Consider the following 24,804-nt stretch of genomic DNA (forward strand, 5'->3'; position numbering starts at 1 on the left):
TGCCCCAAGCCGCGGCTTGGGGCATCAGCCTTTTGTGCTGATCGGGATGTCAGCTGGCTGCGCTGATCCCGCTGATCTCAGTGACGGGGAGGGACGTCCGGACCGTTGTTGAAGTTGATGTTGTTGCCTTCTGCGGCAGGTTCGCCGGCAATCGAACGGCCTGCGAGCAGGTCGCGGATTTCGGTGAGGAGTTCTTCCTGAGTGGGCGGAACGTCTTCGTCTTCGAGGTCGCCGGTGTTGCGCATTTCGTTGAGCTTGTTCATCGGGACGATGATGACGAAGTAGACGATGGCAGCGACGATGATGAAGTTGATGGCCGCGGTGATAACAGCACCGAAGTCCATGAAGGTGGCCTTGTTGCCGGAGACGATCTCAAAGCCGAGGCCTTCCATGTCCGGCGGGCCCGCAACGGCCAGCAGCGGCTGGATGAGCTTGGTCGATATGGCTTCGACGATTGCGGTGAATGCAGCACCGACGATGACAGCGGTTGCCAGTTCGACAACGTTGCCGCGCAGAATAAAGTCGCGGAACCCTTTGAGCATGGTTTTCCCTTTCGCGGTCCTGTTTTTGAGTTAAGTAGGACACTGTTTGTAACAGATACGTACCGATTTTAGGCAGAAAACCTGTCCATTAGGCAGGTTGCCTCGCCATTAATGGGTGGAATCTGTCACATAGCGCGCCTATTCTGTGCTTCCGATCCTGCTGCACGTGCTTGCAGAGCGGGCACTGTGCCGTCGGCTGAGCAGTGCTGCAGAGCCCCGAGCGCAGCGGCTATTGGAGTTACTGGACGATCGCGAAGCTCAGCATGTCCGGCGGTATTGTCGCCAGTTCCGCGGCTTCGTCCGGGGTGACGGCCAGTGTGAAGACCAGCTTGTCGTCAGCAAGCGCATTGCCTGCCGGACGGGATATTCCGGTGACAACGGCTGACTGAACGACCGCCGCACCGCTGCGTGTCAGCGCCTTGGGTCCGGCACCGCCTGCCCCGTCTGATTCCCCAGTCGGGCCTGGACTGTCCGGCCCTATGCGGCCATCGCCATGGGCAGAGTAGACGCGCACTCTGCTGCCGGTCTGGATGATTGAGGCCGATGCCGGGTCAGCGGCGGTCACCGGCACGAGGACTGTCCCGTCTGGGGCTGTTGTCTTTTCCAACAGGGCATTGTCAGTGACGGGTGCACCGGCAGACAGTGATCCGGAAGCGTGCGATCCGACGACTGTCTCGATGGAACTGTGTGCGCTTTCGGGAATGAGGGCGGGAGGAAAAGTGCGAACGTCGAGGTCGGCAGATGTGATTTCTGTTCCCGCCGCCAGGTTTGTGGCGGCAACCACGACGGGCTTGCCGGATGTTTGCGGAATGACGGTCCAGACGGCAATCAGGGTGGCAAGGCCCACGAGCAGCGGAGCGATGACCATTCGGTGCGACCGCACTGTTCGACGAAGAGAGGCGAGGCGTTCAGACATGCCCCAAGTGTGTGCCGCGGAGGTAAGTGACACACGGAAAAAAGAGCAACTGTGACCTACAGTGCCGCGCTGCTGTTCCGCAATCGTCGCGAAAGAGCTGCTATTGCTGCGAATCCCCGCAGCAGCGGCGTCAGTCCCCGGAGCCTCCGTCAGATGAGCCGCGAGAATCGTTGCGGTAGAACCCCGAACCCTTAAACGACACCCCGAGTGAACCGAACACTTTGCGCAGCTGGTCTTGCCCGCATTCGGGGCATGTTGTCAGGGCATCGTCGTTGAAACCCTGGTGGATGTCGAAGCTGTGACCGCAGTTCTTACAGGAGTAGGAGTACGTGGGCATGTGTTCTTTCCTTGACGGTGGGCTGTTGCGGCCCGTGTGACCGACCCAGAAAGTATAGCCAGCCGCGCATGCGCAGAACCCGCCGCACCCGCCGCACCCCCCCCGAACTCCGCCGCCCGCCAAGGCTCCTGCGAGTGCCGCACCGACTATTCGGCTGTGCGCAGCCCGTCTTCCGTCAGGACCGACTGAACGGTGAGGTCCCATTCCTCTGCCGCCAGGCGACCGCCGAACTCCCAAGAGAAGCAGACTCCGGTCAGCGGCACCTCGTGAGCCAGAGCGGCAGCCTGCCCCTGCGGCCCGAAAGTGCGGTCATAGAACCCGCCGCCGTTGCCCAGCCGGGTGCCGTCGGCACCGAACCGTAGGCCCGGAACCAGCACGAGCGGAGCATGCGGTCTGTCCTGGGGGAGCGCACCGCGCTCAGGCCCGGAAGTTTCCGAGGCGCCGGCCCGGTTCTCTTTGGAATCCACGCTGGCAGGTTGGGTGAGGTCGAGCAGGTGTTCGGCCAGCTGCGCGGTGGTGAGCTCTTCGCGGGGTTCGCGAATGTGCCACTTGCCCCGCGGTGGGAGGTCCATGCGGCCGGGAGCTCGCCCCCAGGTGAGCGGCCTATTCGGGCGGGTGACGGGCAGGAACACGGTGCCGCCGTCGTGCATGTGGGCATTCAGCGCGGAATCGAGGTTGGGTTCGCCGGGCAGTGCCGCGTAGGCGACGACGGCAGGACGACCGGCGATGAGTCGAGCGGTCGCGCGTGCCAGCCGCTTCTGTGCGGATGCCGCAGCAAGGCTGGCTGACCTGCGGGTTTTCCGCACATCGTCGCGCAGAGCGGCTTTGATGCTGTGGTCCATCGTCGCTCACCTTCCGTTCATCTGTTACAGCTTAGAATGACCGCATGAAGAACCCTGAGCGAAAAGTCCGCAAAGCTGTTATTCCGGTTGCCGGACTCGGTACCCGTTTCCTCCCGGCCACGAAGGCCATCCCCAAGGAAATGCTTCCGGTGGTTGACAAGCCCGCCATCCAGTACGTCGTCGAAGAAGTCGTCGATGCGGGGCTGAACGACGTTCTCATGATCACCGGGCGCAACAAGCGGCCGCTGGAGGACCACTTCGACCGGGTTGACGGGCTGGAAGAAACACTGCGGGCAAAAGGCGATGACGCCAAACTGGAAAAAGTCCAGAAGGCCAGCACGCTGGCGGATGTTCACTATGTGCGCCAGGGAGATCCCAAGGGCCTGGGCCACGCCGTTCTCAAAGCCGAGCAGCACGTGGGTGACGAACCTTTTGCCGTGCTTCTGGGCGATGACCTCATTGACACGAACAACCCCATTCTGCCGACCATGATCAAGGTGCAGGAAGCTACGGGCGGTTCAGTTGTCGCGCTCATGGCGGTGCCCCCGGAAGACGTCAGCCTGTACGGCTGCGCAGCGGTTGAAGATGCTGCTGTTGAAGGTCTGGAAGTTGATTCGGCCGTCAAGATCACCGGTCTGGTTGAAAAGCCGGCAGCGGAAGAAGCCCCGTCGAACTTCGCAGTCATCGGACGCTATGTGCTCGCACCGGAGATCTTCCCCGTGCTGGCGCAGACCCCACCTGGCCGCGGCGGTGAGATCCAGTTGACCGACGCTTTGCAGACACTGGCGGAAGACCCGTCTTCGAATGGTGTCTACGGCGTTGTGTTCTCAGGCGACCGCTATGACACGGGCGACAAGCTCAGTTATCTCAAAGCTGTTGTCACCCTCGCCGGCCGCCGCGATGACCTGGGCAAAGACCTCAACGACTGGCTGCGCGACTACGTGAGCGCCCTTGACTGAGAAGGGTGATGCGGCAGGCGCTGCCCCAGATGCGCAGATGAGCATGCCAATGCGCGCTTCTGCCGCTGTGCGCTCATGCCCAATCGGCATCCGGGAGGTTCTCTGATGACTGCGGGTCAGTGGCAGCCGCCTCACAGAAGTGCTGCGGTTGCGCCGCTCGGGGGCGATTCGCTGGCAGCGCAGGCGGCGACCTCCGTGCACGAAGAGCTCGAAAGCGCCGGTTTTGACTCCATCGAAGCACTCCTGCCGGATGTTGCCGGTGTGGGGCCGCTGTGCGATGCCTTTGCTGATTCGGCGGATCTGCTCGTGCTGGTCGGAGGGCTCAGCGCCGATGACAGCATGGATGTGGCCGGCGCTCTGTCACAGTTCACCGACACGCCGCTGCCGGGGCTGCAGGCGATCATCTTCGATTCCGCTCGCCGTCACGGGGCTGCTCACGTGCTGTTCACGGCCCCGTGGGTTGGATGGGTCGGCACGACACTCGCTATTGCCCTGCCCGCTGACGAGGCGGTGGCAGCTTCCGTCATGTCCGAACTGCTTCCGCTGTACTCCCAGCTGTTGGAGCAGCGCGACAGCGACACTGGGCCGGGCGGGCCCTCTGATCGTCTGCGCGGTGAATCTCGCAGCGGGCCCGGAAATGAACCCTCCGGCGGTGCTTCGATCCTTCAGATGCCGCGCCCTGTCACCCCGGATGACGAGGGTGATGCTTAAGCGCGCGGCGCTGTGGGGCTGAGAGGCGTGGGTGCTCCGTGGTGGCCGATGCGACTGGTGGGCCCGCAGAGCTTGGTTCTGCGGGCGCTCAAGCGCTCTGACGCTGCGGCCTTTGCCGAGGTTCGGGTGGCTAATCGCGATTGGCTCAGACCGTGGGACGCAACTCTGCCCGGGGCTTCCGTGCCCGGCGGTTCTGCGGCCTGGGCGGCGAGCAGCCTTGACGAGCAGTCTTCCGATCCGGATCTCCGAGCGGCCCTTAAGGAGGAGCGCACCGCGTTTCACTTTATGCGCCGGGCATTGAAAGCACGGGCCAGAAGGGGAGAGGCGCTCCCGTTTGCCATTGAGATTGCCGGGAGTTTTCGCGGGCAGGTGAGCGTTTCGGATATTCAGTGGGGGTCGATCGGCTCAGCGCAGATCGGCTATTGGATTGATTCGCGCATGGCGGGGCGGGGGCTCGTTCCGCTTGCTGTGGCTATGACTGTCGACGCCTGTTTCTTTGAGCTGGGGCTGCACCGGGTGGAGATCAACATTCGACCCGAAAACGCCAAGAGCCTCCGCGTTGTCGAAAAGCTGGGATTTCGGTTTGAGGGTGTGCGCCGAGGGTACATGCACATTGCGGGAAAGTGGGCGGATCACCGCTCTTACGCCCTGCTTGCTGACGAGGTGCCCACCGGGCTGACCAGCCTCTACACCCGTGACCGCGGGTGGGCAGATGGGTGAGGCGCCCTGAAGGTGAGTGGGCAGGCGGAGCTCGGCTGGTGCCTCGGCAGTTGGGAAAAGCGTGCTGGCAGGCAGTGCGGGGCCGTGAATGTGAATAGACGCTGACAATGTGACAGACACACCGCAAAGCATCCCCCACCCAATAAGGGGTCTGCATATTGTTGTGTTCTGGATGATCAGCGAAAACGGCGCCGGACGGACACATCTATGAATTCACACAGCTCATCGCAGCCGCGCAGCACTCGGGAATCTGCACGCGGCGCGCAGAATGCTGCTTCGACTCACAGCGGTGCGTCAGCACACCGTGGTGCTGGCAACGGCGACGCTGCAGCCGGTGTGGACACGCGCAATGTGCGACGCGCGCTCGGAATCGGTTTTCTGCTCTTCAGCCTCACAACGATCGTCACGTTCTTCTTTTCCCTGTTCACGGCTCTGACCTGGGCGGTTCCCGTGCTCAGCACAGCCATGGCGCTCAGCTGCGTGCTGGTTGTCATAGCCATCAACGGCGAAGCCTCCGAAAGCGCAGTCGAGCGTCGTTCAGCTCCCGCCGGTCGCGCTGCTGATCGGGTGGCTGGTTCGCAGGGTGCTGCCGGTCGGACTGCCGGTGCTCAGGCTGGAACCGGCAAACCTGCGCCCGCAGCAAAAGCTGCCCCGACCGTAAAAGCTGCCCCGGCCGCGCAGCCGGCGCGCACTGCGCAGAAGACCCGCACCGCTGAGCCCACGCCGACGGTGAAAGCTGAGCCTTCCTCGGCCAAGGTGAGCCGGCAGACGCCCGCGCAGAAAGACAAGGCGACTGCCGCCTCGTCGGATTCAAAGCCTGCTTTTCGCGATAGCGGAGACAATAGCGAAGCCCGTGCTGAGGACGCGCGTCGCTTGGCGGCCAGCTCTGCGCGCCGCAACGATGCTGCAGGCCGAGAGGTGTTGGACCTCGAAGCTCCGACCGGCGAAATCCCAGTTGTCTCAACTGGTGTTCAGCGCACCCGAGAGGTCGTGGCGAGTGCTGAGTTTGCGCCTCGCCCGGTGCCGGAGCCCACGTACGTCAAGGTGGCTCGGGAGGCTGGTGAGAAAGCCGCGCAGGATGCCGCAGGCGATGCGCAGAAAGCTGAAGGCTCACCTGCAGAACGCGAATCCGCCGCCGAACACTTCGCGGCGGCCGACGGCACTGTTCCCGAACTGGTCGATGCGGCAAAGGAAGATGACGGCACTGCGGCCCTGAAACACGGGCGGAAGGCAATCCGTGCCGACAAGCAGACCGCGCAGCTGGGCGCTGTGTCGCGTGCTGCTGAGGACGCCGCCTATGCAAAGGTCAACGATCTGCTGGCTCGCCGCCGCGCCTGATCTCTGAACTCAACTGCTGAAGCCTCGCCCGGTTCTATCACCGTGCGAGGCTTCAGTATTTCAGCGTCCTGCACGCCGGGTGGTGTGCAGATCAGGGCGCATCCGGAGGCAAAAATCGCCTCCATATGCGCCCTGATCTGCAGAAGTGCGCGCTGAGCAATCAGCCGACGGGCGTGGCAACGTACTTGATTTCGAGGTATTCGTCGATGCCGAACTGCGAACCTTCGCGTCCCAGACCGGATTCCTTGACCCCGCCGAAGGGGGCGGCCGGGTTGGAAACGAGGCCGGTGTTGAGGCCGACCATTCCGGCTTCGATCTGCTCGGACAGACGCAGGGCCTTCTCCAGGTTCTCCGTGTAGAGGTACGACGACAGCCCGAATTCGGTGGCGTTGGCCATCTCGATGGCCTCGTCTTCACTGTCGAAGGTGTAGATCGGGGCAACCGGTCCGAAGATCTCTTCGTGGTTGATGGCAACACCGGCGGGGATGTTCGTCAGAACGGTCGGCTCGTAGAAGAAGCCGTCGCCTTCAATGCGCTTGCCGCCGGTGACGACGGTCGCACCGGCGGAAACGGCCTCATCCACCAGCTCAGCAACCTTGTCGAGTGCCTTTTCTTCAACCAGCGGCCCGATGTCAACGCCTTCCTCAAGCCCGTTGCCGACCTTGAGCGTGCTCATGCGCTCAGCCATCCGCTTGGCGAATTCATCCGCCACGGACGAGTGGATGATCAGTCGGTTGGCCGACGTGCAGGCTTCGCCGATGTTGCGCAGCTTCGCCTGCATTGCCCCGTCGACCGCTTTGTCGAGGTCAGCGTCTTCACACACGATGAACGGTGCGTTGCCGCCGAGCTCCATAGAGGTCTTGAGCACGTTGTCGGCCGCCTGCTTCAACAGGTTCTTGCCGACATCGGTGGATCCGGTGAAGGAGATCTTGCGCGCAATTCCGGATTCCATCCACGGGGTGACCACGCGGCGGGCCGAGCTCGACGTGACGACGTTGACCACGCCCGCGGGAACACCGGCTTCGATGAGCACTTCCGTGAGCATGAACGAAGTCAGCGGGGTCAGCTGCGCGGGCTTGAGCACAACGGTGCAGCCTGCTGCCAGTGCGGGTCCGATCTTGCGGGTGCCCATGGCCAGCGGGAAGTTCCACGGCGTGACCAGGATGCACGGGCCAACCGGCTCCTTGGAGATCATGAGGCGGTTTTTGCCGTCGGTGGACTTCATGTAGTCACCGCCGACGCGCACGGCCTCTTCGGAGAACCAGCGGAAGAATTCGGCGCCGTAGGCCACTTCGCCCTTGGCTTCGGTGAGCGATTTGCCCATTTCAGCGGTCATGACCGCACCGATTTCATCCTGTCGTTCCATGAGCAGCTCGAAAGCGCGACGCAGGATTTCACCGCGTTCGCGCGGCGGGGTTGCCGCCCACGACTTCTGGGCGCGGCCAGCTGCTTCGATGGCGTCCTGCGCGTCCTTTTCGCTGCCGTCGGCAACCTTCGCAATGACTTTCCCGGTGGCGGGGTTGATGACGTCGATGGTGTCGCCGGTTTCGGCGTCGCGCCACTGCCCGTCGATGAACAGTCCCGTGTTGACCTTGTCGATGATCGACTGTGCGTCCATGCTTGAGCCGTCCTTTCTCTTTGCTCCTGTGCCAGTGTATGCGCCCGGGGTGCCGTTCGGCTTCCCCTTTTTTGCTGGTCAGCGCCTGCACTCAACAGCTGACGAGGCGCCGCTCACCACCCTGTCCACGGCCCGGTTCCGCTGTGCTCACCGGCCGTTCGCGGGTGTGTGCGTCATTTGACGTGTTCGGCGTATTCGGGGTGCTTTCCGATGTAGTGCTCGATGTAGCTGCATGAAGGCGTGAACGTAAACCCGTCGTTGACTGATTCGCTGAGCGCGTGGCCTACGATCTGGCCGGCGACTCCTTTTCCGGTGTAGCCGTCGTGGGTGACGGTTTGGAAGAAGTCGCGGTGGGTGCCGTTTTCGCTGTAGGCGGCGAAACCTGCTTCTTCGCCGTCGATGAATCCGACGTAGCGCTTGTTCTCGCGCTGGTGTTCTACGTTGACGTTCGTCATGGGTCTCCCTTCCTCACTCGTCGAAACGAGGTGAGGCGCTCAGCTTATTCCGTCTACAGTGGTGACCAGCACATGCAAACCCGGATACTCAAACCCGTGGGAGGTTTCCTTGTTGAACATCGACGCCGAAACCCTGCTGTCGACCGTGTCGTCAGCTCAGGCGCGCGACGGCATGCGCGAAGCTCTGCGCGGAGGCTATGATCCGGAAACCTGCCTGCCGCGTACATCGGCTGATCTTCCCAACGGCCAATTTCTCTTCATGCCCAGCGCTGTCGGCGATTTCGTGGGCATCAAGGTGCTGACTGTCACCCCGGAGAACGCCGACCGCGGCCTGGCGACAATTCAGGGCAGTGTTCTGCTGTTCGACGGCCAAACGCAGACTCCGCTGGCGACTGTCGACGGTGCCGCGATCACTGAGCTGCGCACTCCCGCTTTGTCAATGGCCGGGGTGAAAGACGTGCTGCAGCGCCGCTTCGCAGAGGGTGCTGCGATGGTGATCTTCGGTGGGGGAGCGCAGGCTGCCGCTCACATTGAGGCCGCACTGGCTACCGTGCCGCTGACCTCGATCACCGCGGTTGTTCGCGGTGAGGGCAAAGCGCAGAGGGTTGCCGAAAAGGCTGCGGAGTTCGGCATCGACTTCACTGAAGCAACGTCCAACAGCCCTGAAGCTGTTGCCGCTGTCCAGCGGGCCGGTTTTATTGTCACGGCGACCGGCGCCTCTGAACCCCTGCTGGAGGATGTCCACGTGCGCGATGACGCGGTTGTCGTCGCGATGGGCTCTCACCTGTTGGACGCCCGTGAACTTCCCGGCGAACTGTTGGGCCGTTCGACCGTCGGCGTGGAAGCTCTCGACAACGGCAGACGTGAAGCCGGGGACGTTCACCAGGCGGTTGAAGAAGGCCACCTGACCTGGGATGAGGTTCTGTCGTTCAGCGACATCGTGAACTCCGCTGGGGCCCGCATTCCCGACGATCGCCCCTTTGTGTGGAAGACAGTCGGCCAAGGCTGGGAAGACATTGTCGTGGCAGGCCTGGCATACCGCGGCGTGCGCGGGGAGGCTGACAAGTGAGCCGTCTTGTAGTCCGCCGCGCCGAACTGGGCGACGCTCCCGCGCTGGTAGAACTGATCGAATCTGCTTACCGTGGCGAGCGCTCGCGCTCCGGGTGGACGACGGAGGCTGATCTTCTGGGCGGGCAGCGGGTCGATCTGCCCATGGTCGAGGACATGATCGGCACCTCGACTGTTCTGGTCGCCTTCCCATCAGATGACCAGGCGCCTGCAGGTCCCCGCTCTCCGCTGGCTACCGTGACGCTTGCCGATGAAGGCGACGGTGTCGCGTATTTCGGCACGTTCGCCGTGTCTCCTGACGCGCAGGGCAGCGGGGTGGGCAAAGAGCTCATGGCCTTCGCCGAATCCTATGCTCAGCGTCAGTGGGGCACGACGGCCATGCGGATGACGGTCATCAGCAAGCGCGCGGAGCTCATCGCCTTCTATGAGCGCCGCGGCTATGTCCGCACGGGGCAGACCGAGCCGTTCCCCTACGGTCAGGAGCGCTTTGGGGTTCCCAAGTGCGACGACCTCGAATTCGCAGTGCTCACGAAGCCGCTGTCCTGAACCTGAAGACTATGTGATCGGGTGCACAGCGGGTTCGGAAATAGGTTTAGACTCATCAGTAGCCATCCGCCGGACAGACCTGTGCGTCAGCCTTCGGCCCACATAGAAGTGGGCTGGCGGCTGCTTTTCGGCCTGTTCGGCGGGACGCTGTTCCCACAGGAAGCGAGGACACATGCTCAAAGGAATCCCTTCGACTCTCGGTGACAGCTACCAGCTGAACACCACCACTCTGATGCGGCACGCGGTGAACAACTTCCCGCAGCAGGTCATCACCCACCGCACCGTTGACGGCCAGTGGCACAACACGACGTACGGTGAATTCGGCAAGCGGGTCAGCCACTTGGCGCACGCTTTGGACAAGTTGGGCATCGGCCCGGGCACGATGGTCGGTGTTGCCGACTGGAACTCGCTGCGCCACTTCGAGCTCTACTTCGGCATCCCCGCACTTGCGGCGACCATGCTGCAGATCAACATCCGCCTGGCGCCGACAGACATTCAGTACGTCGTGAACCACTCGAACGCCGAGTGGATCTTCATTGACGAAACCCTCCTGCCGATTGCCGAAGCGATTGCCAAGGCCAGCTACGTCAAGGGCTTCGTCATCATGACGGACAAGCCATCATCGGAAGTTGAGCACAACCTGCCCAACGCCTACTTCTACGAGGACCTGCTGGCTGAGGCTGCCGAAGAACACGGCGATGACTACGAATTCCAGCAGGTTGAAGAGACCACGGCCTGCTACGCGGGGTACACCACAGGCACCACGGGACGTCCGAAGGGCGTCTACTATTCGCACCGTTCCATGTACCTGCACACCATGGCGGTCATCAGCAACCTCAAGATCGACTTCACTGATGTTGCTATGCCGTTTACGCCGATGTTCCACGTGCTGTCGTGGGGCTTCCCGCAGGCGGCGATGGGTGCCGCAGCGAAGCTCGTTCTGCCGGGTATGTTCTCGGCAACGGACATCGGGCCGGTGGCCGAGGCGATTGCCCGGGAGGGCGTAACCGTCACGAACGGTGCGCCTGCACTGTTTGCGCCGATTCTTGAGTACTTCCGTTCACTGGACACTCCGCCGGATCTGTCGCGCACCCGCATGATCGCCGGTTCGACCGAACCTCCTGTTGCGCTCATGAAGGGCTTTAAAGAACTGACCGGCGCCTATGTCATCCACGGCTACGGTGCGACGGAAACGTCCCCGTTGGCGTCGATCAACTGGCAGCTGCCGCCGTGGCTGCATGACCTGTCGGAGGACGAACAGTGGGACATCCGCCGTGCCCAGGGTGTGCCGCTGCTGGGTGTCGAGTCCCGTGTGGTCGACCCCACTGGCGAGGATGTTCCGCACGACGGCAAGTCCAACGGCGAGATCATTATGCGCGGCCCCTGGATCACGGAGTCGTACTACAAGCTCGATGACAACGACGACCGCTTCATGGACGGCTGGTGGCGTTCGGGCGATGTCGCGGTCATCCTGCCGTCGGGTCACCGCAAGATCACTGACCGCCTGAAGGACGTCATCAAGTCCGGCGGTGAGTGGATCAGCTCGATCGACATGGAAAACGCGATCCTCGATGAACCGGCTGTCCTCGAAGCCGCTGTCATCGGTGTGGCGGATGCCCGGTTCGACGAACGTCCCGTCGCTTTCGTTGTGCCTCGCCCCGGCAAGGAAGTCACGGACGACATGATCATCGCGGTTCTCAAGGACCGTTTTGCCAAGTGGCAGCTGCCGGACAAGATCATCATTGCCGAAGAGCTGCCCCGCACCTCTGTCGGCAAGCTCGACAAGAAGGTCCTGCGCGAGGACTGGGACGAAGCAAACAGCTGATCTGACCAGCGTCTTCTCCTTCACGAGGCGCCGCCTGCCTCCCAGCTGCACCCCACCTAAGGTGCGGTGGTCGGGAAGTTCAGCGGCGCCTCGTGCTCTGTTGTCCTCTACGCTGGTGGAGTGATGAAAACCCCAGCAAAGAGTTCTGACGAAGTCCAAGCGGATACTCGCTTCTTCGGCCACCCGCTTCCGCTCGCCCAGCTGTTCGGCTTGGAGATGTGGGAGCGGTTTTCGTATTACGGCATGCAGGGGATCCTGGCGATCTACCTGTACTTCTCGGTTGCCGACGGCGGTTTGGGCTACTCCAAAACGGTTGCCACCGCGTTTGTCGGCGCCTATGGCGGGGCGGTGTTCCTGGCGACCATTCTGGGTTCCTGGATTGCCGACCGCGTGCTCAGCTCCGAGCGGGTGCTGTTCAGCAGCGCGATCATCATCGTGGCAGGCCACGTGGCGTTGGCGATTGTGCCGGACTTTGCCGGTGTGCTCATCGGTACGGGGCTGGTGGCACTCGGTTCGGGTGGTCTGAAGGCGACTGCTTCGGCGATTGTCGGCACGCTGTATTCGGAAAAGGACCCGCGGCGCGATGCCGGGTTCTCGCTGTTCTACCTGGGCATCAACATCGGTGCTCTGCTGGGTCCGCTGATTGTGGGTCTGCTGCAGGATCGGATTGGCTTCCACATCGGCTTCGGTGCCGCCGCGGTCGGTATGGCGCTCGGCCTGCTTGCCTACATGACCGGCCGGAAGAACCTGCCGGCGGATTCGCGCAGAACGGTCAACCCTCTTCCGCGCAACAAGCTGTGGATTCTGCCGGCGGCCGTCGTGGCGGTTGTGCTGGCCATTTGGGCCGTTGTGGCTTTCGGCTGGCTGACGGTGTCGAATATCTCCACGTGGATTGCCGGGGTTTCTGCCTTCGCTGCGATCGTGTACTTCACGATTATGACCACCAGCAAGCAGGTCACGGCTGTTGAGCGATCGCGCGTGTTTGCATTCATTCCGTTCTTCTTGGCTTCCGTGGTCTTCTGGGCGCTGTACCAGCAGATCTTCGGCGTGCTGGTTGTGTACTCCGATGAAAGCCTCAACCGGGCGGTGTTCGGCTGGGAAATGCCGATTGCATGGGTGACGCTCATTCCCGCAGCGTGGGTGATCCTGCTGTCGATGGGAACGTCGGCCCTGTGGCTACGCATGGGTGACAAGCAGCCCTCGACCATGGTCAAAGCCGGTCTTTCGCTGCTGCTGATCGGTGTCGCGTTCCTGCTGTTCATTCCGTTCTCTGCCAGCGGCACCGGCGGGGCGCGCACACCCTTGCTCTACATGATCTTCTTGCTGATGCTGTTCGTCATTGCCGAACTGCTGATCTCACCCATCGGGCTTTCCGCCGCCAGCCGTTTGGCTCCCAGAGTGTTCCGCTCGCAGATGATCGCCCTGTTCTTCCTGGCCTCCGGTGTCGGAACGTCGCTTGCCGGTGTGACCTCCCGCTTCTACGCGGTGGACAACCAGCTGCCGTACTGGATGTGGCACGGCATTGCCGCTCTGGTGTTCGGCGCCGCTGTGCTGGCCGCGGCCAAACCCGTCACCAAACTCATGAAGGGTGTTCGCTGATGAAGATCGCTGTTATCGGTGCTGGTGTTATCGGCCAGTCGTGGGCCAAGCTGTTTGCCTCTCACGGCCACGAAGTTGTTCTGAGCGATCCTCGGGAGGATCTCGGGGAGATCGTTTCGGGGTTTTCTGCCGAGTTGGCTGAGGCTGGGTCTGGTTCGGGTGAGGCTGACGAGGTGCCGGCTGGGGCTGGTTCGGTTTCGGCCGGTTCCGTGCGGGCTGCGGAGGGGGAAGATCCCCTGGCAGATGCCACCTCGGGAGCTGATTTCGTCCAGGAATGCGGCCCGGAGCGTGTCGATGTGAAGCGCGAACTCTTCGCCGCAGCTGCCCAGCATGCGTCGGCGCAGGCGGTGTTTGCGTCGAGTTCGTCGGCGATCCCGGCATCGGTGACCGCTGCCGAGCTGCCGGACGATGTCGCTGCCCGCCTGCTGGTGGGGCACCCGTTCAACCCGCCGCACATCATGCCGCTGGTGGAAGTCGTGCCTTCGCCGAAAACCTCGGACGCCGCGGTGCAGACAGCTGTCGAGTTCTATCGCGGTGTGGGCCGTGAGCCGATTGTGCTGAAGAAGGAAGCGCGCGGCTTTGTGGGCAACCGACTGCAGAATGCGGTGCTGCGTGAAGCTGTGCACCTGGTGCAGAGCGGTGTTGTGGATGTTGAAGATCTCGATGCTGCTGTACGCAATTCACTGGGCATCCGTTGGGCTGCGGTTGGGCCGTTTGAAGGCCTGCACTTAGGCGGCGGCAAGGCTGGTCTGCGAGGGCTGATCGAGCACATTGGGCCGAGCTTCGCACAGATCGATCTGCCTGAGCCGGACATGTCTATGGAAGGTATGACCGAGGTTTTCGAGCAGACTGAAGCTGCCTACGGCATGCCGCCTGAGGAGTCGATCGCTGTTCGCCGCGACGAAATCCAAAACGCGATCCTACGTGCGAGAGCCGCGGGGCGTTGACGGCCGGGCATGGGCTTCGCTTAACCGTCAGATTCCCTCGCCGGGCCGGTTTCTTCTGCCCGGCGAGGGAATCTGCATTCTAGGTGGAATATTGAGGCGATCCGTGCGTTTTTGCCTCGTTCTTCCGACTAGACGGCAGAGTAACTTTTAGCAGCACCGGCGGAGTTGTGGGCCGAACCCACCTCACACCTCACACTGCGGCGCGGTAGAAGTAGCTGGTGCGCTTGGCGATTGTGCCGTCGGCGTTGAAGACGAAGAAGTCGGCGAAGCCTTCGTGCGCGTCTGAACCGTCTTTGAGCTTGCCGTTGAATTCGCCGCGGGAAGCCGCCTGGCTTCCGCTGACAATGATGTCCAACAGCGTGTGTTCACCAGATTCGATCACGCGGTCTTCCAGGTAGAACCGGCGGATGTCTTCACCGACCATGGTGTCGTAGCCGGGCCGGTCGTACGTGCCGTCAGCGGCGAAGAGGTCTGCGGTGGCGTTGTCGTCACCGGCATCGACGGTTGTGTAGTACCGACGGACGAGAGCTTCAACATCGGCGGGGGAGAGTTCGGCGGTCATGGTCCGTCCTTTCGTGTGGCGTCATTGCAACATGCGTGCGCAGACACGCTGCAGACACGTTTCTGCGACAGGTGTCCTCACCGGAGTTTTCGCCCTCCGGCTGTGTGTTCTCTACGATAACTGTGAACCAGCACACGAACGCAAAGGAGCGCTCTTATGTCGGAGTCGGCGAACAGACACTCAGATTCCAGCAGCCGCAGTGAGCTTCAGCCACCGACCTCTGGAAGCCAGGTGGATGCCGGGAATTCTGCTGAAACCGTCACCCCTCCCAGCTCTGCGGCAGCTCCGACCATTATGCGGCCGTTGAATGCGCTGTTGGAGAAGTGGACGCCGTCAGCGCTCATGTTCGCTGTTGTGCTGAGTGTTGTTGTCGGCGTTCTTGCGCTTGTCCTCACTCCGACTGCACCTGTCGATGTGCTGGTCGGCTGGGGCGATGGTCTTTCGGGCCTGCTGGAGTTTATGACGCAGATGGCGCTCATCATCTTCTTGGGGCACATGTTGGCCCACACTGCACCGGTGCGGAAGCTGCTGGCCAAGATTGCCGATGTGCCTTCCGGCCCCCGTTCTGCCTACGTCTTGGTCTTCTTGGTGGCGGGTGTATCGGCGCTCATCACATGGGGTCTGTCCCTGGTGGTCGGTGCGCTGTTGGCGGTCGAAGTGGCTCGTTCGGCTCGCCGTCGCGGCTTCAAGGTGCACTTCCCACTGCTTGTTGCGGCTGGCTATTCGGGCATGGTCGTGTGGCACATGGGCTATTCGGCTTCGGGCCCTCTGACTGCGGCAACGCCCGGTTCGTTCCTTGACGAGGCGATGGGCGGCACCATCCCGGTTTCGCAGACAATTTTTGTGTGGTGGAACCTGGCGGCTGCCGCTGGAGTGCTCATTGTCATGGCGATTCTGTTTGCTTTGACCGCCCCGAAGCCCAACGCCCCGATTGTTGAAATGCCTGCTGAAGTTGAGCACGGCGAAAAGCCCTTCGTGGGCGAAGAGATCGTCACCCCGGCTGATCGCATTGACGCATCCCGCATCCCCACGCTGCTGGTGGGCCTGCTGCTTGCGGCGTATATCGTGGTCCACTTCGCACGGGGCGGCACGATGACTCTGGACATCGTCAACTGGAGCTTCCTGACGCTCATCCTGCTGTTGGTGCGCAGCCCCTTCGAGATCATCTACCTGGCCAAGGGTGCGGCGGTCAACGTCGGCGAGATCCTTCTGCAGTTCCCGCTGTACGCCGGCATTATGGGCATCATGAGCGCGTCGGGTCTCATTGAGATCTTCTCCAACGCGCTGGTTTCGATCTCCGGTCCGCACACTTTCGGTGCTCTCGCTTTCCTCGCTGCCGGTGTGGTCAATTTCTTCGTTCCCTCCGGTGGTGGGCAGTTCGCCGTTCAAGGGCCGATCATGCTGAAGGCCGCGGAATCACTCGGCGTTGACCCTTCGGTTGCGATCATGGCGGTGTCCTACGGTGACCAGTGGACGAACATGATCCAGCCGTTCTGGGCTCTGCCGGTGCTGGCTATTGCGGGTCTGAAGATGCGCGACATTCTGGGCTACACCACGATGACGCTGGTGGGTTCGGGCATTGTGTTGGGCGGAACCATGCTTGCGGTGAGCTTCCTCATCTGACTCCCATATCGGTGGGTAATACTGGTGGGATGTGCAAGTCCCCGAAGCAATCCCCTAAATCGGTTGTCGTCGCCGCTGTGTGCTTGATCCATCCGGATCGGCCGGAGCTGCTGATGGTTCGGAAGAAGGGGACGAGCTCGTTCATGTTGCCGGGAGGCAAGATCGAAACTGATGAATCACCTCGTGCCACCGCTGTTCGCGAAATCGCGGAGGAGCTGCACTTGGATCTCGATCCGGATCGGCTGGATCTGCTGGGTTCCTGGACGACGGATGCGGCTAATGAACCGGACACTCACGTGACTGGGACGGTGTTTCTGCATCGCGGGACACCGGATGGTCTGAATGCCCAGGACCCGGGGTTCTTCAGCGAAATTGACGAGGCGGAGTGGTTTCCCATTGCGGACCTGCCCCAGGACACTCCGGAGCGTGCTTTTGCGCCGCTGACGCGCAATCATGTCATTCCTGAGCTGCTGAACCGCGGGGTGAACTGAATGAGCAACCGCTCAGGCCAACCTGGTCCAAATGCCAACCCACCTGTCGAAAAGCCATCCGGCAATAACCGCCCAGCCCCGAATCCGCCGGTCAAACGGATCAGCACGGGCGTGCTCTTGTTTGCCCTGGTGGTCGTGTTCGGTCTGCTTGTGCAGACCAGTGTGGTGATGGAGGCCGACCGCGAAGTGCTCGGAGACATGATCGAGCACCGCAGCGATCCGCGCACTGCTGTTCTGGTGTTCTTCACCAATATCTTCAGCCCCTTGGGCACGATCATCTTGGGTGCAGCGGTGTCGGCCGTCGTGTGGATTCTGGCGCGCAGTTGGCGCCCGGCAGCCTATATTGCAGGGTGTGTTGCGCTCGCCTCAGCGATTACACATTCGCTCAAACCGCTGTATGCGCGCCCGCGGCCTGCGGAAGAACATCGGATGGTGTTGGAAACGAACTTTTCATTTCCCTCCGGGCACGCAACGGGTACGTCGGCGCTGCTGTTCTCTTCGGCCGTTGTGTTAAGCCTGCTGTTTGTGCGCCTGTGGCAGCGGGCGCTCATTTGGGCGAGTGCTTTGGGCATGACTGCCCTCATCTGCCTGTCTCGTCTGTATTTGGGCGTGCACTATTTCACGGATGTGAGTGCCGGCTGTTTGGTGGGCGTGGGGGCCTGTTTGGTGCTGTATGTGCTTGTTCGCCGCAGATTGACTGCGCTGAGGAACACAGATGTTCGGAAGAGCACGGCTGCCCCGAAGAACACGGATGCTCCAGCATGACATTTCATAAGCACGACGCGGCCGAACGCCTGGTGCCGACTCTGGCGGATACGGAAACCCCGGACGAGCTCATTCCGCCCGCCCAGCGCAAGCGCGAACACTGGCTGCACGTGATCTTCTACATCACGCTGATCGGCAAGGGGCTGTTCGGCCTGGGCCAGATGGCTTCTGGCATTGCGGTTCTTGTTGTGCCCCGGCACGTGTGGCACCAGCTGGCGGTGAAGCTCACGGCGGGCAATACGGACAACCCTGTCACGGCGTGGCTTCTGCATCAGACGGAGCATCTGGATTCGGGTATTCAGCTGTATGCGGCGATCTACATGATCAGCCACGCGGCCACGAAGATCGTCCTGGTGTGGGCTGTGCTGAAGGGCAAGATGTGGGCCTACCCGTGGATGATGGGCTTCTTGGCGGCGTTCATCATCTACCAGACCTACGAAATCTTTGCCCGCCACTCGATCTTCTTTGTGCTGCTGACGATCTTTGACATCTTCATTGTGTGGCTCACCCGCCACGAATGGAATCTGCAGAAACGCCAAAAGGCACTGAAAGAGGCTGCCGACGCTGCCGCGTCTGGCCCGGCTTCAGCCGAACACCCGGACGAAACCGCGGACTGACCTGACTTCAGAAAAATGACGAGGTGCCTGCTTACGTGAGCAGGCACCTCGTCATGTGGTCGTGGGGTCAGTCGCCGGTCGAGTCGTCGCGTCCGGGGTGGCGGGCGGCCAGTTTGGTGGGCATGACGCACAGGACGATGTTGATGAGTCCGCCCAAGTAGGGCACGAAGCTCAAGAAGACGAGGGCGCCGTGCATGCCGGCATCTTGGATGCGTCGCCAGCCGGAGGACAGGGTGGGCACTGCGGCGACCAACAGGAACAGGAACGAAACGAGGGTCCCGATGATCGCAAGTGCCGGGACGTCGGGCTCGGCTTTGTAGCCGGTGGCTTCGAATGTTTGCTGCGCTTGCATGTCGCTGATGATGAGGGCGACGATGCCGGGGGCGAACACGACAAGGCAGATCAGGGTGTTGATCAGTTGCGGCCACCAGTATTCCGACGGCGATGCGTAGCCTTTGAATCGCACGTATTTCTTCCAGAAGCGGATGTAGGCGGTTATGGGTTTTGCGCCGTAGAGAGGCTGCGACAGCGGGGGTTCTTGGCCAAGCTGGCGGTAGTCGGCCTCGGTCATCATTGCGTTCTGCGGTGCGGATTGTGCCCCACCAAAGGGGTCCCCAGCGTTGAATGAGGATGCTCCGGGCTGCTGCTCGTAGCTGCTGTAAGGCGGCTGCTGGTAGCTGCTGTATGTCGGATGCGGGTCGTTGGGATTCGAGCTCATGTTTCTCCACGGTTGGGTGATGTGGTTGATCGCCAGTCTAGTGTTTTCTGACAGTTGTATGGGAAGTCTCGGCGTGTCTAGACCCCCGCCTTGGCAACCGGAACCCGAGCGCTTTGACAGCTTCGCGCTGGCATACTTGTCAGCATGATGAACAGGGTGTCCCACGTGCTTTCATCGGCGAAGCGATTCTCAGCCCAGATGGGCCGTGAACTGTCGGTGCGTGCAGCAGAACGGCGGTTGGATCCGAAGTTCAGGCCGTCACGTGATGACGGCTTTGTGGTCGGGGTGTATCACGCGGGTGACAGGGCGTCGTCGTATCAGCTCAAGCAGTGGCTGGCCCCGATTGAGGACCTTGCGGCCACCATGAGTTTGGAGACCGGAACCACTCTGGACGGCCCGGGAGAAGGCGCACCGTGGCCGGTGGGCATTCTGATGCGCAATCTGGACAACGCCCGCGAAATTGCCCAGCTGACGGAACTGCCGGTTCGCTATGCGCGGCTGACGGCTGACCTTGATCGCTTTATGACTCAGCCCACGCTGTGCGCGGTGCTGTATGTCAATCAGGCTGTGCTGAATTTTCAGGCTCTGCGGTATCCGGGGCCAGCTCATGTGCATTTGTCGCACGGCGAGAGCGAAAAGGTCTCAATGGTGTCGAATCAGCTGAAGGCCTATGACTGTGTATTCACGGCTGGTTTGGCTGCCAGGCAGCGGATTGAGAAGGCGCTTCTGGGGCGGCTGCCGGACATGAGGGATGTTGGCAGGCCCCAGTTGGACTATGCGCAGCCTCTGCCACAGCGCTTCCAGCAGGTGCTCGATGGCAGCAGGCTCACTGTGTTCTATGCACCCACGTGGGAAGGCGATTCGCCGTCAATGGCCTACGGCACCGTCGCCCAGTCGGGCGTGCCTTTGGTAGAGGGGCTGGTGAACGCCGGTTTCGGTGTCATCTACCGGCCGCATCCGCGCACCGGGGTGGTCAAGCCGGAGTGTGCTCGGGCTGATGCCCAGATCCGTGAAATTGTGGCGGCAGCAGATGGCTCTGTTTTTGATGATTCGCCGACGGTGTCGTGGCAGTTTGCCGCAGCAGATGCGTGTGTTGCGGAAATGTCGTCAGTTGCGTTCGACTGGTTGGCAACGCATAAGCCGCTGGTGGCGCTGGCTCCGACCGATCCGGGTGCCGAGGTGGCTGCCGGTGGTCTGTTTGAGCGGGTGCCGTCGGCTGTGGGCACTGCCGAAGGGGGTCGGCAGGCAGCGCAGATGGTTCGGCAGGAGCTCGACTCAGCGGATTCTGGTCGAGCAGAACGCGAAAAAGTGTGCCGTTACTACCTGGGCGATACGAGCCCCGGAAGCCAGAGGCGGCGCTTTGCGGCGGCTGTTGCCGGTGTTGTGGGGCAGCGCTGGGCCGATCGGCAGCTCAATGCCGGCAACAGCTGAAGTCTGCCGGTTCAGTGTTTGCTGATCTGCAGGCTCAGCTGCCCTTCGTCATCGAGGGCCGAGGTGAAGAACGAGCCAGCTGCTGTTGGAGGCTCGTCAGCCAGGATGCGGGTGCGGCGGAACGAACGGCCGTCTGCGAAGTCCGCGGACAGTTCTAGGGTTCCTGCTGGCAGCAGCTGCAGTTCGGACAGGGGAATGTGCGCGCGAAGAGTCGTTCCGTCAAAATCAGCCGGGGTGCGGCCGTAGTAGGTTGTGCCCGTCAGGCACCATGACACGTAGGTGTGGGCGGTCTGCTCCCAGGGGTGGTCTGCAACGGATGCTTCGATTGCGACGCCGGTGTCTGTGACTGTCAGCGAGGTCAGGTTCGCGATGGCCTGCGAGCGTTGAAATGGATCGAATGAACAGCCGCGGAACATGGCCGCCCATTTTTCGACGATGGTGGCTTCGTAGAAGTCTTGTGCCCGCTTAATGGCGTTGCGGCGCATGGTGGTGAGTTCGGCATCGTCCATTGTGGCTATCCGGATGATTGCCTGGGTGAGGGCCTCAATGTCGCCATCGGGGACGAGGAAGCCGTCCACTCCGTCGGTGATGATGTCACTCGGACCGTATTTGATGTCGTAGGCAATCGGAATGCAGCCGGCTGACATGCTTTCGAGCAGGACCAACGGTTGGCCTTCCTGAGCGCTGGTCAGAAGGCTGAACGAGGCATCGTGGAAGTGCTCTTTGGCGTTGCTGACATAACCGCGCAGGGTGATGTGCTCGCCCCCGCTGTTGGCGTCGATCTGCTGGGCGAGTTTGCTGTGCATATCGCCATCACCGCAGATATCCAGCTGCAGTCCTGGTGCACTGGCACATGCTGCAGTCACAGCACGGATAGCGTGGTCGATCCTTTTGCCCTTGGTGAGTCGGGCCAGCATGAGACCGTGTGTCTTGGTGCGGGGCTTCTTGGCGTTGCCCTTGAGATTGCGAATCAGGTTGGGCATAACGGTGAGGTTGCCGGAGGACAAATGGTGCTCGAGCATGTCTCGCTGTTGGGCGTGGGTCAGCGTGATTGCCCGGTCGAAACGGTCAAGGTTGCGCAGGATCTTGAACTTGCCGCGGATCAGCCTGCGCGCATCGGTTTTGTGGTTCTCGAGGAAATTGCTGTGCATCGCAGTGCAGAAGATGACGTTCTTTTTCCTATAGGTGCTGAAGAGGGACCCCGCATAGGACGAATCGACGATGACATAGCTGGGCTTATTTCCGAAGACAGCGTTGAGCCATGCCTTGTAGAAAGCGGTGGCGGTACGCCACTGGCCGATGATTTCCCCCTGTGAGTTCAGGAGGGTCAACAGGCGTCCGCCCTTGGTGCCGCGGGTTTTTGTGTCTTGGCGGTCGATGACCAGCAGGTTGCCCCCTGCGCTGTAATGGTCAGTCTGCAGAACTGTGCCAACATCATCGGTTCGCTGCTCGCATGCCTCGCCCGACGTGCGGGGGAGGGCGTCGTCGACCGCTTCCGGTACGGGCTGAGCTGTGCCCTTCATGCGAGCAAGTTCGTCATCTGACCATTGGCTGAGGTCTTCCCAGACGTTGCGCAGGGAAACGCGCTTATCCAGTCGGCCTTCAGCTTTGAGGGCTCGTTCACGTTCTTTGCCGCTGTTGTCACGCGAAAATGTGAGGATCTCGACGGGGCGGTTGTCTCGGCGGGCAAATGCCGAGGACCGCTCCAACGCGACTGAGGTCATCCCGCCAAAGGTCTCGGGAATGGCCCACAGCATGGTGTAGTAGTTGCCAGCAGGAAGAATGCCCTTGGGCTCAGAGCGGAGCAGGGCGGGGATTATGCGGCGCACACGCCGAGGCAGTGACGAGTTCATCAACAGCCACTTTATTGCGCAGCCGCTGAGTGGAAACTCAGGAATGCCCTGCCGCTGCTGTGGTAAACGGCACCCGCTCGGCGGACGTCTGGGCACGACTTCGCGAGACCTCTGGGGTATCGTCTATATGATCTTCAAGTTAACTCCAAGTTAAGCGAGGGCTGTTTCATGCGCCGTGTCATCACCTACGGCACCTTTGACTTGCTGCACTACGGCCACATCCGACTGCTGCAACGCTGCAAGGCACAGGGTGACTACCTTGTCGTTGCCCTGTCCACTGACGAATTCAACGCCGGCAAGGGCAAGAAGTCCTATTTTTCGTGGGACGACCGCAAGAACATGCTCGAAGCCATCCGCTTTGTCGACCTGGTCATCCCCGAGAACACGTGGGAACAGAAGCGGACAGACATCGAGAAGTACCACATCGACACCTTCGTCATGGGCGATGACTGGGAAGGCAAGTTCGACGACCTCAAAGACCTGTGCGACGTGGTCTATCTGCCGCGCACACCGGAAATCTCAACCACCAAGATCAAGGGCGATCTCAGCCAGTGAGCTCCAGCTATCCTGCTGGGGTGCTACCTAGCCTTTAGACATGAGCGAAGCACACTCTGACCGTCCTAAGAATCCGACGCTGGAACAGCTGCGAGCTGTTGCCCAGCCGCCGGAAGTGCGTGCGCGCAAAAACGCCGAGCACTGGACAGCGGAACTGTACCTGCGGCACATCTCCATTTATCTGACTGCGCTGCTGGTGCGCACGCCGATTACCGCCAACGGCGTAACAGGGCTGATGATCCTGTCGGGGTGGGCGATCGGCTTTGCTCTGCTCATCCCGGGCATCTGGGGAGCGCTGCTGGCTCTTTTCTTTTCGCAGCTGCAGCTGTACTTCGACTGCTGTGACGGCGAAGTCGCACGTTGGCGCGGCACTCGCAGCGCGAAGGGAGTTTTCCTCGACGCGGTAGGCCACTACACGACAGAAGGTTTTGTCGCCTTCATGCTGGGCGTGCGAGCAGTCAGCGATCTGGGCCTGCTGAAGTCTGATCCCGGTTTCGCCTACCCCTATCTGGTGGCCGGCGGAATAGTCGCATCGCTCGTGCTGCTGAACAAAGCGCTCAACAGCCTGGTCCACATGAGCCGCGCTTTCAACGGCTTGGACAAACTGGAAGACTCCGCTGCCGCAACTGCCGTCACCCACGGCGGTCTTGCCCGTGTAAAACAGCTTGCTCGGTTTGTGCCGTTCCATCGCATCTGGCATTCGGTTGAAATGTCGATGCTGGCTGTTGTCGCGAGCGTGGTTTCGCTCATTGTGGTTGCAGCCGGCGGCCCGGAACTCGCCGGTGAACGTTGGATGATTCTGGCGATGGTGCCGCTTGCCGCGCTTTCCGTGGTAGGGCACTTCGTGTCGATCTGGTTTTCCCGAAGGTTGGGCTGATGGAAGTATTCGATTACGGCGTTGTCATCCTCACCATGGGCAAAAGGGTGGACGACCTTAAGCGGGGCATTGACTCGCTGTTGGCCCAGCGGAACGTCAATCTTGACGTTGTGTGCGTGGGCAACGGCTGGGACCCCGTGGGCCTGCCAGACGAAGTCAGAACCCACATGCTGCCCGAAAACGTTGGGATTCCCGCCGGGCGCAATGCCGGTGTTCCGCTGGTCAAAGGCGAGTTCCTGTTTTTCCTCGACGATGATGCATGGCTGCCCGACCAGGACACCCTGTGGAGGATGGCGCAGTACATGCGCGAAAACCCGAATGTGGGAATGGTGCAGCCCCGTGTGGTCGACCCTGAGAACCCCAACGCGCCCAAGCGCTGGATCCCGCGCCTGCGCAAAAGGTCGGCAAGCCATTCGTCGAACGTGTTCTCCGTGTGGGAAGGCGCTATCGGCATGCAGAGGAAGGCATTCGACGAATGCGGGGGCTGGCCGGGATCGTTTTGGTACGCCCACGAAGGAATCGAACTGGCCTGGCGAGTATGGGATGCAGGCTATGACGTGTGGTACATGGGCGACCTTGCAGTAGCCCACCCCGTGATCGACCCGAAGCGCCACGACGAATACTTCTACATGAACGCCCGCAACAGGGTGTGGCTGGCCCGCAGGAACCTGCCCTGGCCCTTCAGCTGGGCCTATGTGGGCTCATGGACGGGAGTTCAGGTTCTCCGGTGGGCACGCAAACCTGAACAGCTCAAACCGTGGTTCAAGGGCTGGGTTGACGGTTGGCGGGACGACCCGTGGGACGGCGAAGAAGACGAAGCTAAACTCAGCAAACGCGGAGTCCTGCGCATGAGCTTCAAAGGACGCCCGCCGGTTATCTGATGGGTGAG

The 24,804-nt window shown here is 61.6% G+C and carries 26 protein-coding genes; 17 read left to right on the forward strand and 9 right to left on the reverse strand.

The genetic code is table 11. The annotated features are described in order from the left end of the window. Positions 1-77: 77 nt before the first annotated feature. The 4 genes from mscL to HMPREF3162_RS03595 form a co-directional block, all read right to left on the reverse strand. Positions 78-542, reverse strand: coding sequence for a large conductance mechanosensitive channel protein MscL (mscL, locus tag HMPREF3162_RS03580; protein WP_070574711.1), 465 nt, complete (start codon positions 540-542; stop codon positions 78-80). A 238-nt stretch (positions 543-780) separates the two neighbouring features. Continuing rightward, positions 781-1,458, reverse strand: a complete 678-nt coding sequence (locus HMPREF3162_RS03585; RefSeq protein ID WP_083304169.1) for an SAF domain-containing protein — start codon at positions 1,456-1,458, stop codon at positions 781-783. A gap of 130 nt (positions 1,459-1,588) precedes the next feature. Further along, positions 1,589-1,795: an FmdB family zinc ribbon protein gene (locus tag HMPREF3162_RS03590; protein WP_070574707.1), complete on the reverse strand. Its 207-nt coding sequence runs from the start codon at positions 1,793-1,795 to the stop codon at positions 1,589-1,591. Positions 1,796-1,941: 146 nt separating this feature from the next. Beyond that, complete coding sequence (locus tag HMPREF3162_RS03595) at positions 1,942-2,637, reverse strand: 5-formyltetrahydrofolate cyclo-ligase (protein ID WP_070776935.1); 696 nt, start codon at positions 2,635-2,637, stop codon at positions 1,942-1,944. Between the two features lie 44 nt (positions 2,638-2,681). Between HMPREF3162_RS03595 and galU the strand changes: the two genes are divergently transcribed. The 4 genes from galU (at position 2,682) to HMPREF3162_RS03615 (ending at position 6,365) form a co-directional block, all read left to right on the forward strand. Next, positions 2,682-3,596: a UTP--glucose-1-phosphate uridylyltransferase GalU gene (gene galU, locus HMPREF3162_RS03600; RefSeq protein ID WP_070776936.1), complete on the forward strand. Its 915-nt coding sequence runs from the start codon at positions 2,682-2,684 to the stop codon at positions 3,594-3,596. A 105-nt stretch (positions 3,597-3,701) separates the two neighbouring features. Then, a complete protein-coding gene (locus HMPREF3162_RS03605) occupies positions 3,702-4,307 on the forward strand; it encodes a hypothetical protein (RefSeq protein ID WP_070574702.1) in 606 nt (201 codons plus the stop codon). A 48-nt stretch (positions 4,308-4,355) separates the two neighbouring features. Next, positions 4,356-5,027: a GNAT family N-acetyltransferase gene (locus HMPREF3162_RS03610; protein WP_070776937.1), complete on the forward strand. Its 672-nt coding sequence runs from the start codon at positions 4,356-4,358 to the stop codon at positions 5,025-5,027. Between the two features lie 207 nt (positions 5,028-5,234). Then, the gene (locus HMPREF3162_RS03615) at positions 5,235-6,365 is read left to right on the forward strand and encodes a hypothetical protein (protein WP_070776938.1); all 1,131 of its coding nucleotides are present in this window, start codon (positions 5,235-5,237) and stop codon (positions 6,363-6,365) included. Positions 6,366-6,525: 160 nt separating this feature from the next. Here the strand turns inward: HMPREF3162_RS03615 and HMPREF3162_RS03620 are convergent, their stop codons facing one another. Both HMPREF3162_RS03620 and HMPREF3162_RS03625 read right to left on the reverse strand, forming a co-directional pair. Beyond that, entirely contained in the window at positions 6,526-7,983 is a 1,458-nt protein-coding gene (locus HMPREF3162_RS03620) for an NAD-dependent succinate-semialdehyde dehydrogenase (RefSeq protein ID WP_070574697.1), read from the reverse strand. 173 nt (positions 7,984-8,156) lie between these two features. Continuing rightward, the gene (locus HMPREF3162_RS03625; protein ID WP_070574695.1) at positions 8,157-8,438 is read right to left on the reverse strand and encodes a GNAT family N-acetyltransferase; all 282 of its coding nucleotides are present in this window, start codon (positions 8,436-8,438) and stop codon (positions 8,157-8,159) included. Positions 8,439-8,547: 109 nt separating this feature from the next. On the opposite strand from HMPREF3162_RS03625, the gene HMPREF3162_RS03630 reads away from it, so the two are divergent. From HMPREF3162_RS03630 to HMPREF3162_RS03650, 5 genes are all read left to right on the forward strand, one after another. Beyond that, positions 8,548-9,507, forward strand: coding sequence for an ornithine cyclodeaminase family protein (locus HMPREF3162_RS03630; protein WP_141750213.1), 960 nt, complete (start codon positions 8,548-8,550; stop codon positions 9,505-9,507). Next, positions 9,504-10,052 carry a GNAT family N-acetyltransferase gene (locus HMPREF3162_RS03635; protein ID WP_070574691.1) on the forward strand — a complete coding sequence of 183 codons (549 nt, stop codon included), beginning with the start codon at positions 9,504-9,506 and terminating at the stop codon, positions 10,050-10,052. Before HMPREF3162_RS03630 ends, HMPREF3162_RS03635 begins: the two co-directional genes overlap by 4 nt. Before the next feature lie 172 nt (positions 10,053-10,224). Then, positions 10,225-11,877 carry a long-chain-fatty-acid--CoA ligase gene (locus tag HMPREF3162_RS03640; protein WP_070574689.1) on the forward strand — a complete coding sequence of 551 codons (1,653 nt, stop codon included), beginning with the start codon at positions 10,225-10,227 and terminating at the stop codon, positions 11,875-11,877. 123 nt (positions 11,878-12,000) lie between these two features. Then, entirely contained in the window at positions 12,001-13,476 is a 1,476-nt protein-coding gene (locus tag HMPREF3162_RS03645) for a peptide MFS transporter (RefSeq protein WP_070574687.1), read from the forward strand. Then, positions 13,476-14,423 carry a 3-hydroxyacyl-CoA dehydrogenase NAD-binding domain-containing protein gene (locus HMPREF3162_RS03650; protein ID WP_070574686.1) on the forward strand — a complete coding sequence of 316 codons (948 nt, stop codon included), beginning with the start codon at positions 13,476-13,478 and terminating at the stop codon, positions 14,421-14,423. The genes HMPREF3162_RS03645 and HMPREF3162_RS03650 overlap by 1 nt, the downstream gene beginning before the upstream one ends. 190 nt (positions 14,424-14,613) lie before the next feature. Here HMPREF3162_RS03650 and HMPREF3162_RS03655 read toward each other — a convergent pair whose 3' ends face one another. Beyond that, positions 14,614-14,985, reverse strand: a complete 372-nt coding sequence (locus tag HMPREF3162_RS03655; protein ID WP_070574684.1) for a nuclear transport factor 2 family protein — start codon at positions 14,983-14,985, stop codon at positions 14,614-14,616. A gap of 294 nt (positions 14,986-15,279) precedes the next feature. On the opposite strand from HMPREF3162_RS03655, the gene HMPREF3162_RS03660 reads away from it, so the two are divergent. From HMPREF3162_RS03660 to HMPREF3162_RS03675, 4 genes are read left to right on the forward strand one after another with little or no spacing between them, the layout of a single operon-like run. After that, positions 15,280-16,608 (forward strand): short-chain fatty acid transporter, encoded by a 1,329-nt coding sequence (locus HMPREF3162_RS03660; RefSeq protein WP_070777015.1) that lies wholly within the window; start codon positions 15,280-15,282, stop codon positions 16,606-16,608. 29 nt (positions 16,609-16,637) lie between these two features. Beyond that, positions 16,638-17,099 carry an NUDIX hydrolase gene (locus HMPREF3162_RS03665; RefSeq protein WP_083318888.1) on the forward strand — a complete coding sequence of 154 codons (462 nt, stop codon included), beginning with the start codon at positions 16,638-16,640 and terminating at the stop codon, positions 17,097-17,099. Next, the gene (locus tag HMPREF3162_RS03670) at positions 17,100-17,864 is read left to right on the forward strand and encodes a phosphatase PAP2 family protein (RefSeq protein WP_070776940.1); all 765 of its coding nucleotides are present in this window, start codon (positions 17,100-17,102) and stop codon (positions 17,862-17,864) included. Continuing rightward, the gene (locus HMPREF3162_RS03675) at positions 17,861-18,481 is read left to right on the forward strand and encodes a DUF2127 domain-containing protein (RefSeq protein ID WP_070776941.1); all 621 of its coding nucleotides are present in this window, start codon (positions 17,861-17,863) and stop codon (positions 18,479-18,481) included. Before HMPREF3162_RS03670 ends, HMPREF3162_RS03675 begins: the two co-directional genes overlap by 4 nt. Before the next feature lie 67 nt (positions 18,482-18,548). On the opposite strand, the gene HMPREF3162_RS03680 is transcribed toward HMPREF3162_RS03675, so the two are convergent. Then, positions 18,549-19,199, reverse strand: coding sequence for a DUF805 domain-containing protein (locus HMPREF3162_RS03680; protein ID WP_083318889.1), 651 nt, complete (start codon positions 19,197-19,199; stop codon positions 18,549-18,551). A 144-nt stretch (positions 19,200-19,343) separates the two neighbouring features. On the opposite strand from HMPREF3162_RS03680, the gene HMPREF3162_RS03685 reads away from it, so the two are divergent. Next, positions 19,344-20,630 (forward strand): CDP-glycerol glycerophosphotransferase family protein, encoded by a 1,287-nt coding sequence (locus HMPREF3162_RS03685; RefSeq protein ID WP_141759537.1) that lies wholly within the window; start codon positions 19,344-19,346, stop codon positions 20,628-20,630. An 11-nt stretch (positions 20,631-20,641) separates the two neighbouring features. Here HMPREF3162_RS03685 and HMPREF3162_RS03690 read toward each other — a convergent pair whose 3' ends face one another. Next, entirely contained in the window at positions 20,642-22,483 is a 1,842-nt protein-coding gene (locus HMPREF3162_RS03690) for a glycosyltransferase (RefSeq protein WP_083318890.1), read from the reverse strand. A gap of 168 nt (positions 22,484-22,651) precedes the next feature. Between HMPREF3162_RS03690 and tagD the strand changes: the two genes are divergently transcribed. The 3 genes from tagD to HMPREF3162_RS03705 are packed head-to-tail and all read left to right on the forward strand — an operon-like array spanning position 22,652 to position 24,796. Continuing rightward, positions 22,652-23,038, forward strand: coding sequence for a glycerol-3-phosphate cytidylyltransferase (tagD, locus tag HMPREF3162_RS03695; RefSeq protein WP_070574670.1), 387 nt, complete (start codon positions 22,652-22,654; stop codon positions 23,036-23,038). 40 nt (positions 23,039-23,078) lie between these two features. Beyond that, the gene (locus HMPREF3162_RS03700) at positions 23,079-23,915 is read left to right on the forward strand and encodes a CDP-alcohol phosphatidyltransferase family protein (RefSeq protein ID WP_070776945.1); all 837 of its coding nucleotides are present in this window, start codon (positions 23,079-23,081) and stop codon (positions 23,913-23,915) included. Continuing rightward, on the forward strand, positions 23,915-24,796 hold the full coding sequence (locus HMPREF3162_RS03705; protein ID WP_070776946.1) for a glycosyltransferase family 2 protein: 882 nt from the start codon (positions 23,915-23,917) through the stop codon (positions 24,794-24,796). Before HMPREF3162_RS03700 ends, HMPREF3162_RS03705 begins: the two co-directional genes overlap by 1 nt. Positions 24,797-24,804: the final 8 nt, after the last annotated feature.

The organism is Brevibacterium sp. HMSC07C04 (assembly GCF_001815905.1).
In the GTDB taxonomy this organism is placed as follows: Bacteria; Actinomycetota; Actinomycetes; order Actinomycetales; family Brevibacteriaceae; genus Brevibacterium.

Bases quoted from the DNA above. Each gene is read 5' to 3' on its own strand.
- HMPREF3162_RS03605 (WP_070574702.1), top strand. From the start codon at position 3,702: ATGACTGCGGGTCAGTGGCAGCCGCCTCACAGAAGTGCTGCGGTTGCG.
- HMPREF3162_RS03660 (WP_070777015.1), top strand. From the start codon at position 15,280: ATGCGGCCGTTGAATGCGCTGTTGGAGAAGTGGACGCCGTCAGCGCTC.
- HMPREF3162_RS03615 (WP_070776938.1), top strand. From the start codon at position 5,235: ATGAATTCACACAGCTCATCGCAGCCGCGCAGCACTCGGGAATCTGCA.
- HMPREF3162_RS03620 (WP_070574697.1), bottom strand. From the start codon at position 7,983: ATGGACGCACAGTCGATCATCGACAAGGTCAACACGGGACTGTTCATC.
- HMPREF3162_RS03655 (WP_070574684.1), bottom strand. From the start codon at position 14,985: ATGACCGCCGAACTCTCCCCCGCCGATGTTGAAGCTCTCGTCCGTCGG.
- HMPREF3162_RS03650 (WP_070574686.1), top strand. From the start codon at position 13,476: ATGAAGATCGCTGTTATCGGTGCTGGTGTTATCGGCCAGTCGTGGGCC.
- HMPREF3162_RS03585 (WP_083304169.1), bottom strand. From the start codon at position 1,458: ATGTCTGAACGCCTCGCCTCTCTTCGTCGAACAGTGCGGTCGCACCGA.
- HMPREF3162_RS03640 (WP_070574689.1), top strand. From the start codon at position 10,225: ATGCTCAAAGGAATCCCTTCGACTCTCGGTGACAGCTACCAGCTGAAC.
- HMPREF3162_RS03625 (WP_070574695.1), bottom strand. From the start codon at position 8,438: ATGACGAACGTCAACGTAGAACACCAGCGCGAGAACAAGCGCTACGTC.
- HMPREF3162_RS03680 (WP_083318889.1), bottom strand. From the start codon at position 19,199: ATGAGCTCGAATCCCAACGACCCGCATCCGACATACAGCAGCTACCAG.
- HMPREF3162_RS03690 (WP_083318890.1), bottom strand. From the start codon at position 22,483: ATGAACTCGTCACTGCCTCGGCGTGTGCGCCGCATAATCCCCGCCCTG.
- HMPREF3162_RS03665 (WP_083318888.1), top strand. From the start codon at position 16,638: ATGTGCAAGTCCCCGAAGCAATCCCCTAAATCGGTTGTCGTCGCCGCT.
- mscL (WP_070574711.1), bottom strand. From the start codon at position 542: ATGCTCAAAGGGTTCCGCGACTTTATTCTGCGCGGCAACGTTGTCGAA.
- HMPREF3162_RS03675 (WP_070776941.1), top strand. From the start codon at position 17,861: ATGACATTTCATAAGCACGACGCGGCCGAACGCCTGGTGCCGACTCTG.
- HMPREF3162_RS03590 (WP_070574707.1), bottom strand. From the start codon at position 1,795: ATGCCCACGTACTCCTACTCCTGTAAGAACTGCGGTCACAGCTTCGAC.
- HMPREF3162_RS03685 (WP_141759537.1), top strand. From the start codon at position 19,344: ATGATGAACAGGGTGTCCCACGTGCTTTCATCGGCGAAGCGATTCTCA.
- tagD (WP_070574670.1), top strand. From the start codon at position 22,652: ATGCGCCGTGTCATCACCTACGGCACCTTTGACTTGCTGCACTACGGC.
- HMPREF3162_RS03595 (WP_070776935.1), bottom strand. From the start codon at position 2,637: ATGGACCACAGCATCAAAGCCGCTCTGCGCGACGATGTGCGGAAAACC.
- HMPREF3162_RS03670 (WP_070776940.1), top strand. From the start codon at position 17,100: ATGAGCAACCGCTCAGGCCAACCTGGTCCAAATGCCAACCCACCTGTC.
- HMPREF3162_RS03700 (WP_070776945.1), top strand. From the start codon at position 23,079: ATGAGCGAAGCACACTCTGACCGTCCTAAGAATCCGACGCTGGAACAG.
- HMPREF3162_RS03610 (WP_070776937.1), top strand. From the start codon at position 4,356: ATGCGACTGGTGGGCCCGCAGAGCTTGGTTCTGCGGGCGCTCAAGCGC.
- galU (WP_070776936.1), top strand. From the start codon at position 2,682: ATGAAGAACCCTGAGCGAAAAGTCCGCAAAGCTGTTATTCCGGTTGCC.
- HMPREF3162_RS03645 (WP_070574687.1), top strand. From the start codon at position 12,001: ATGAAAACCCCAGCAAAGAGTTCTGACGAAGTCCAAGCGGATACTCGC.
- HMPREF3162_RS03705 (WP_070776946.1), top strand. From the start codon at position 23,915: ATGGAAGTATTCGATTACGGCGTTGTCATCCTCACCATGGGCAAAAGG.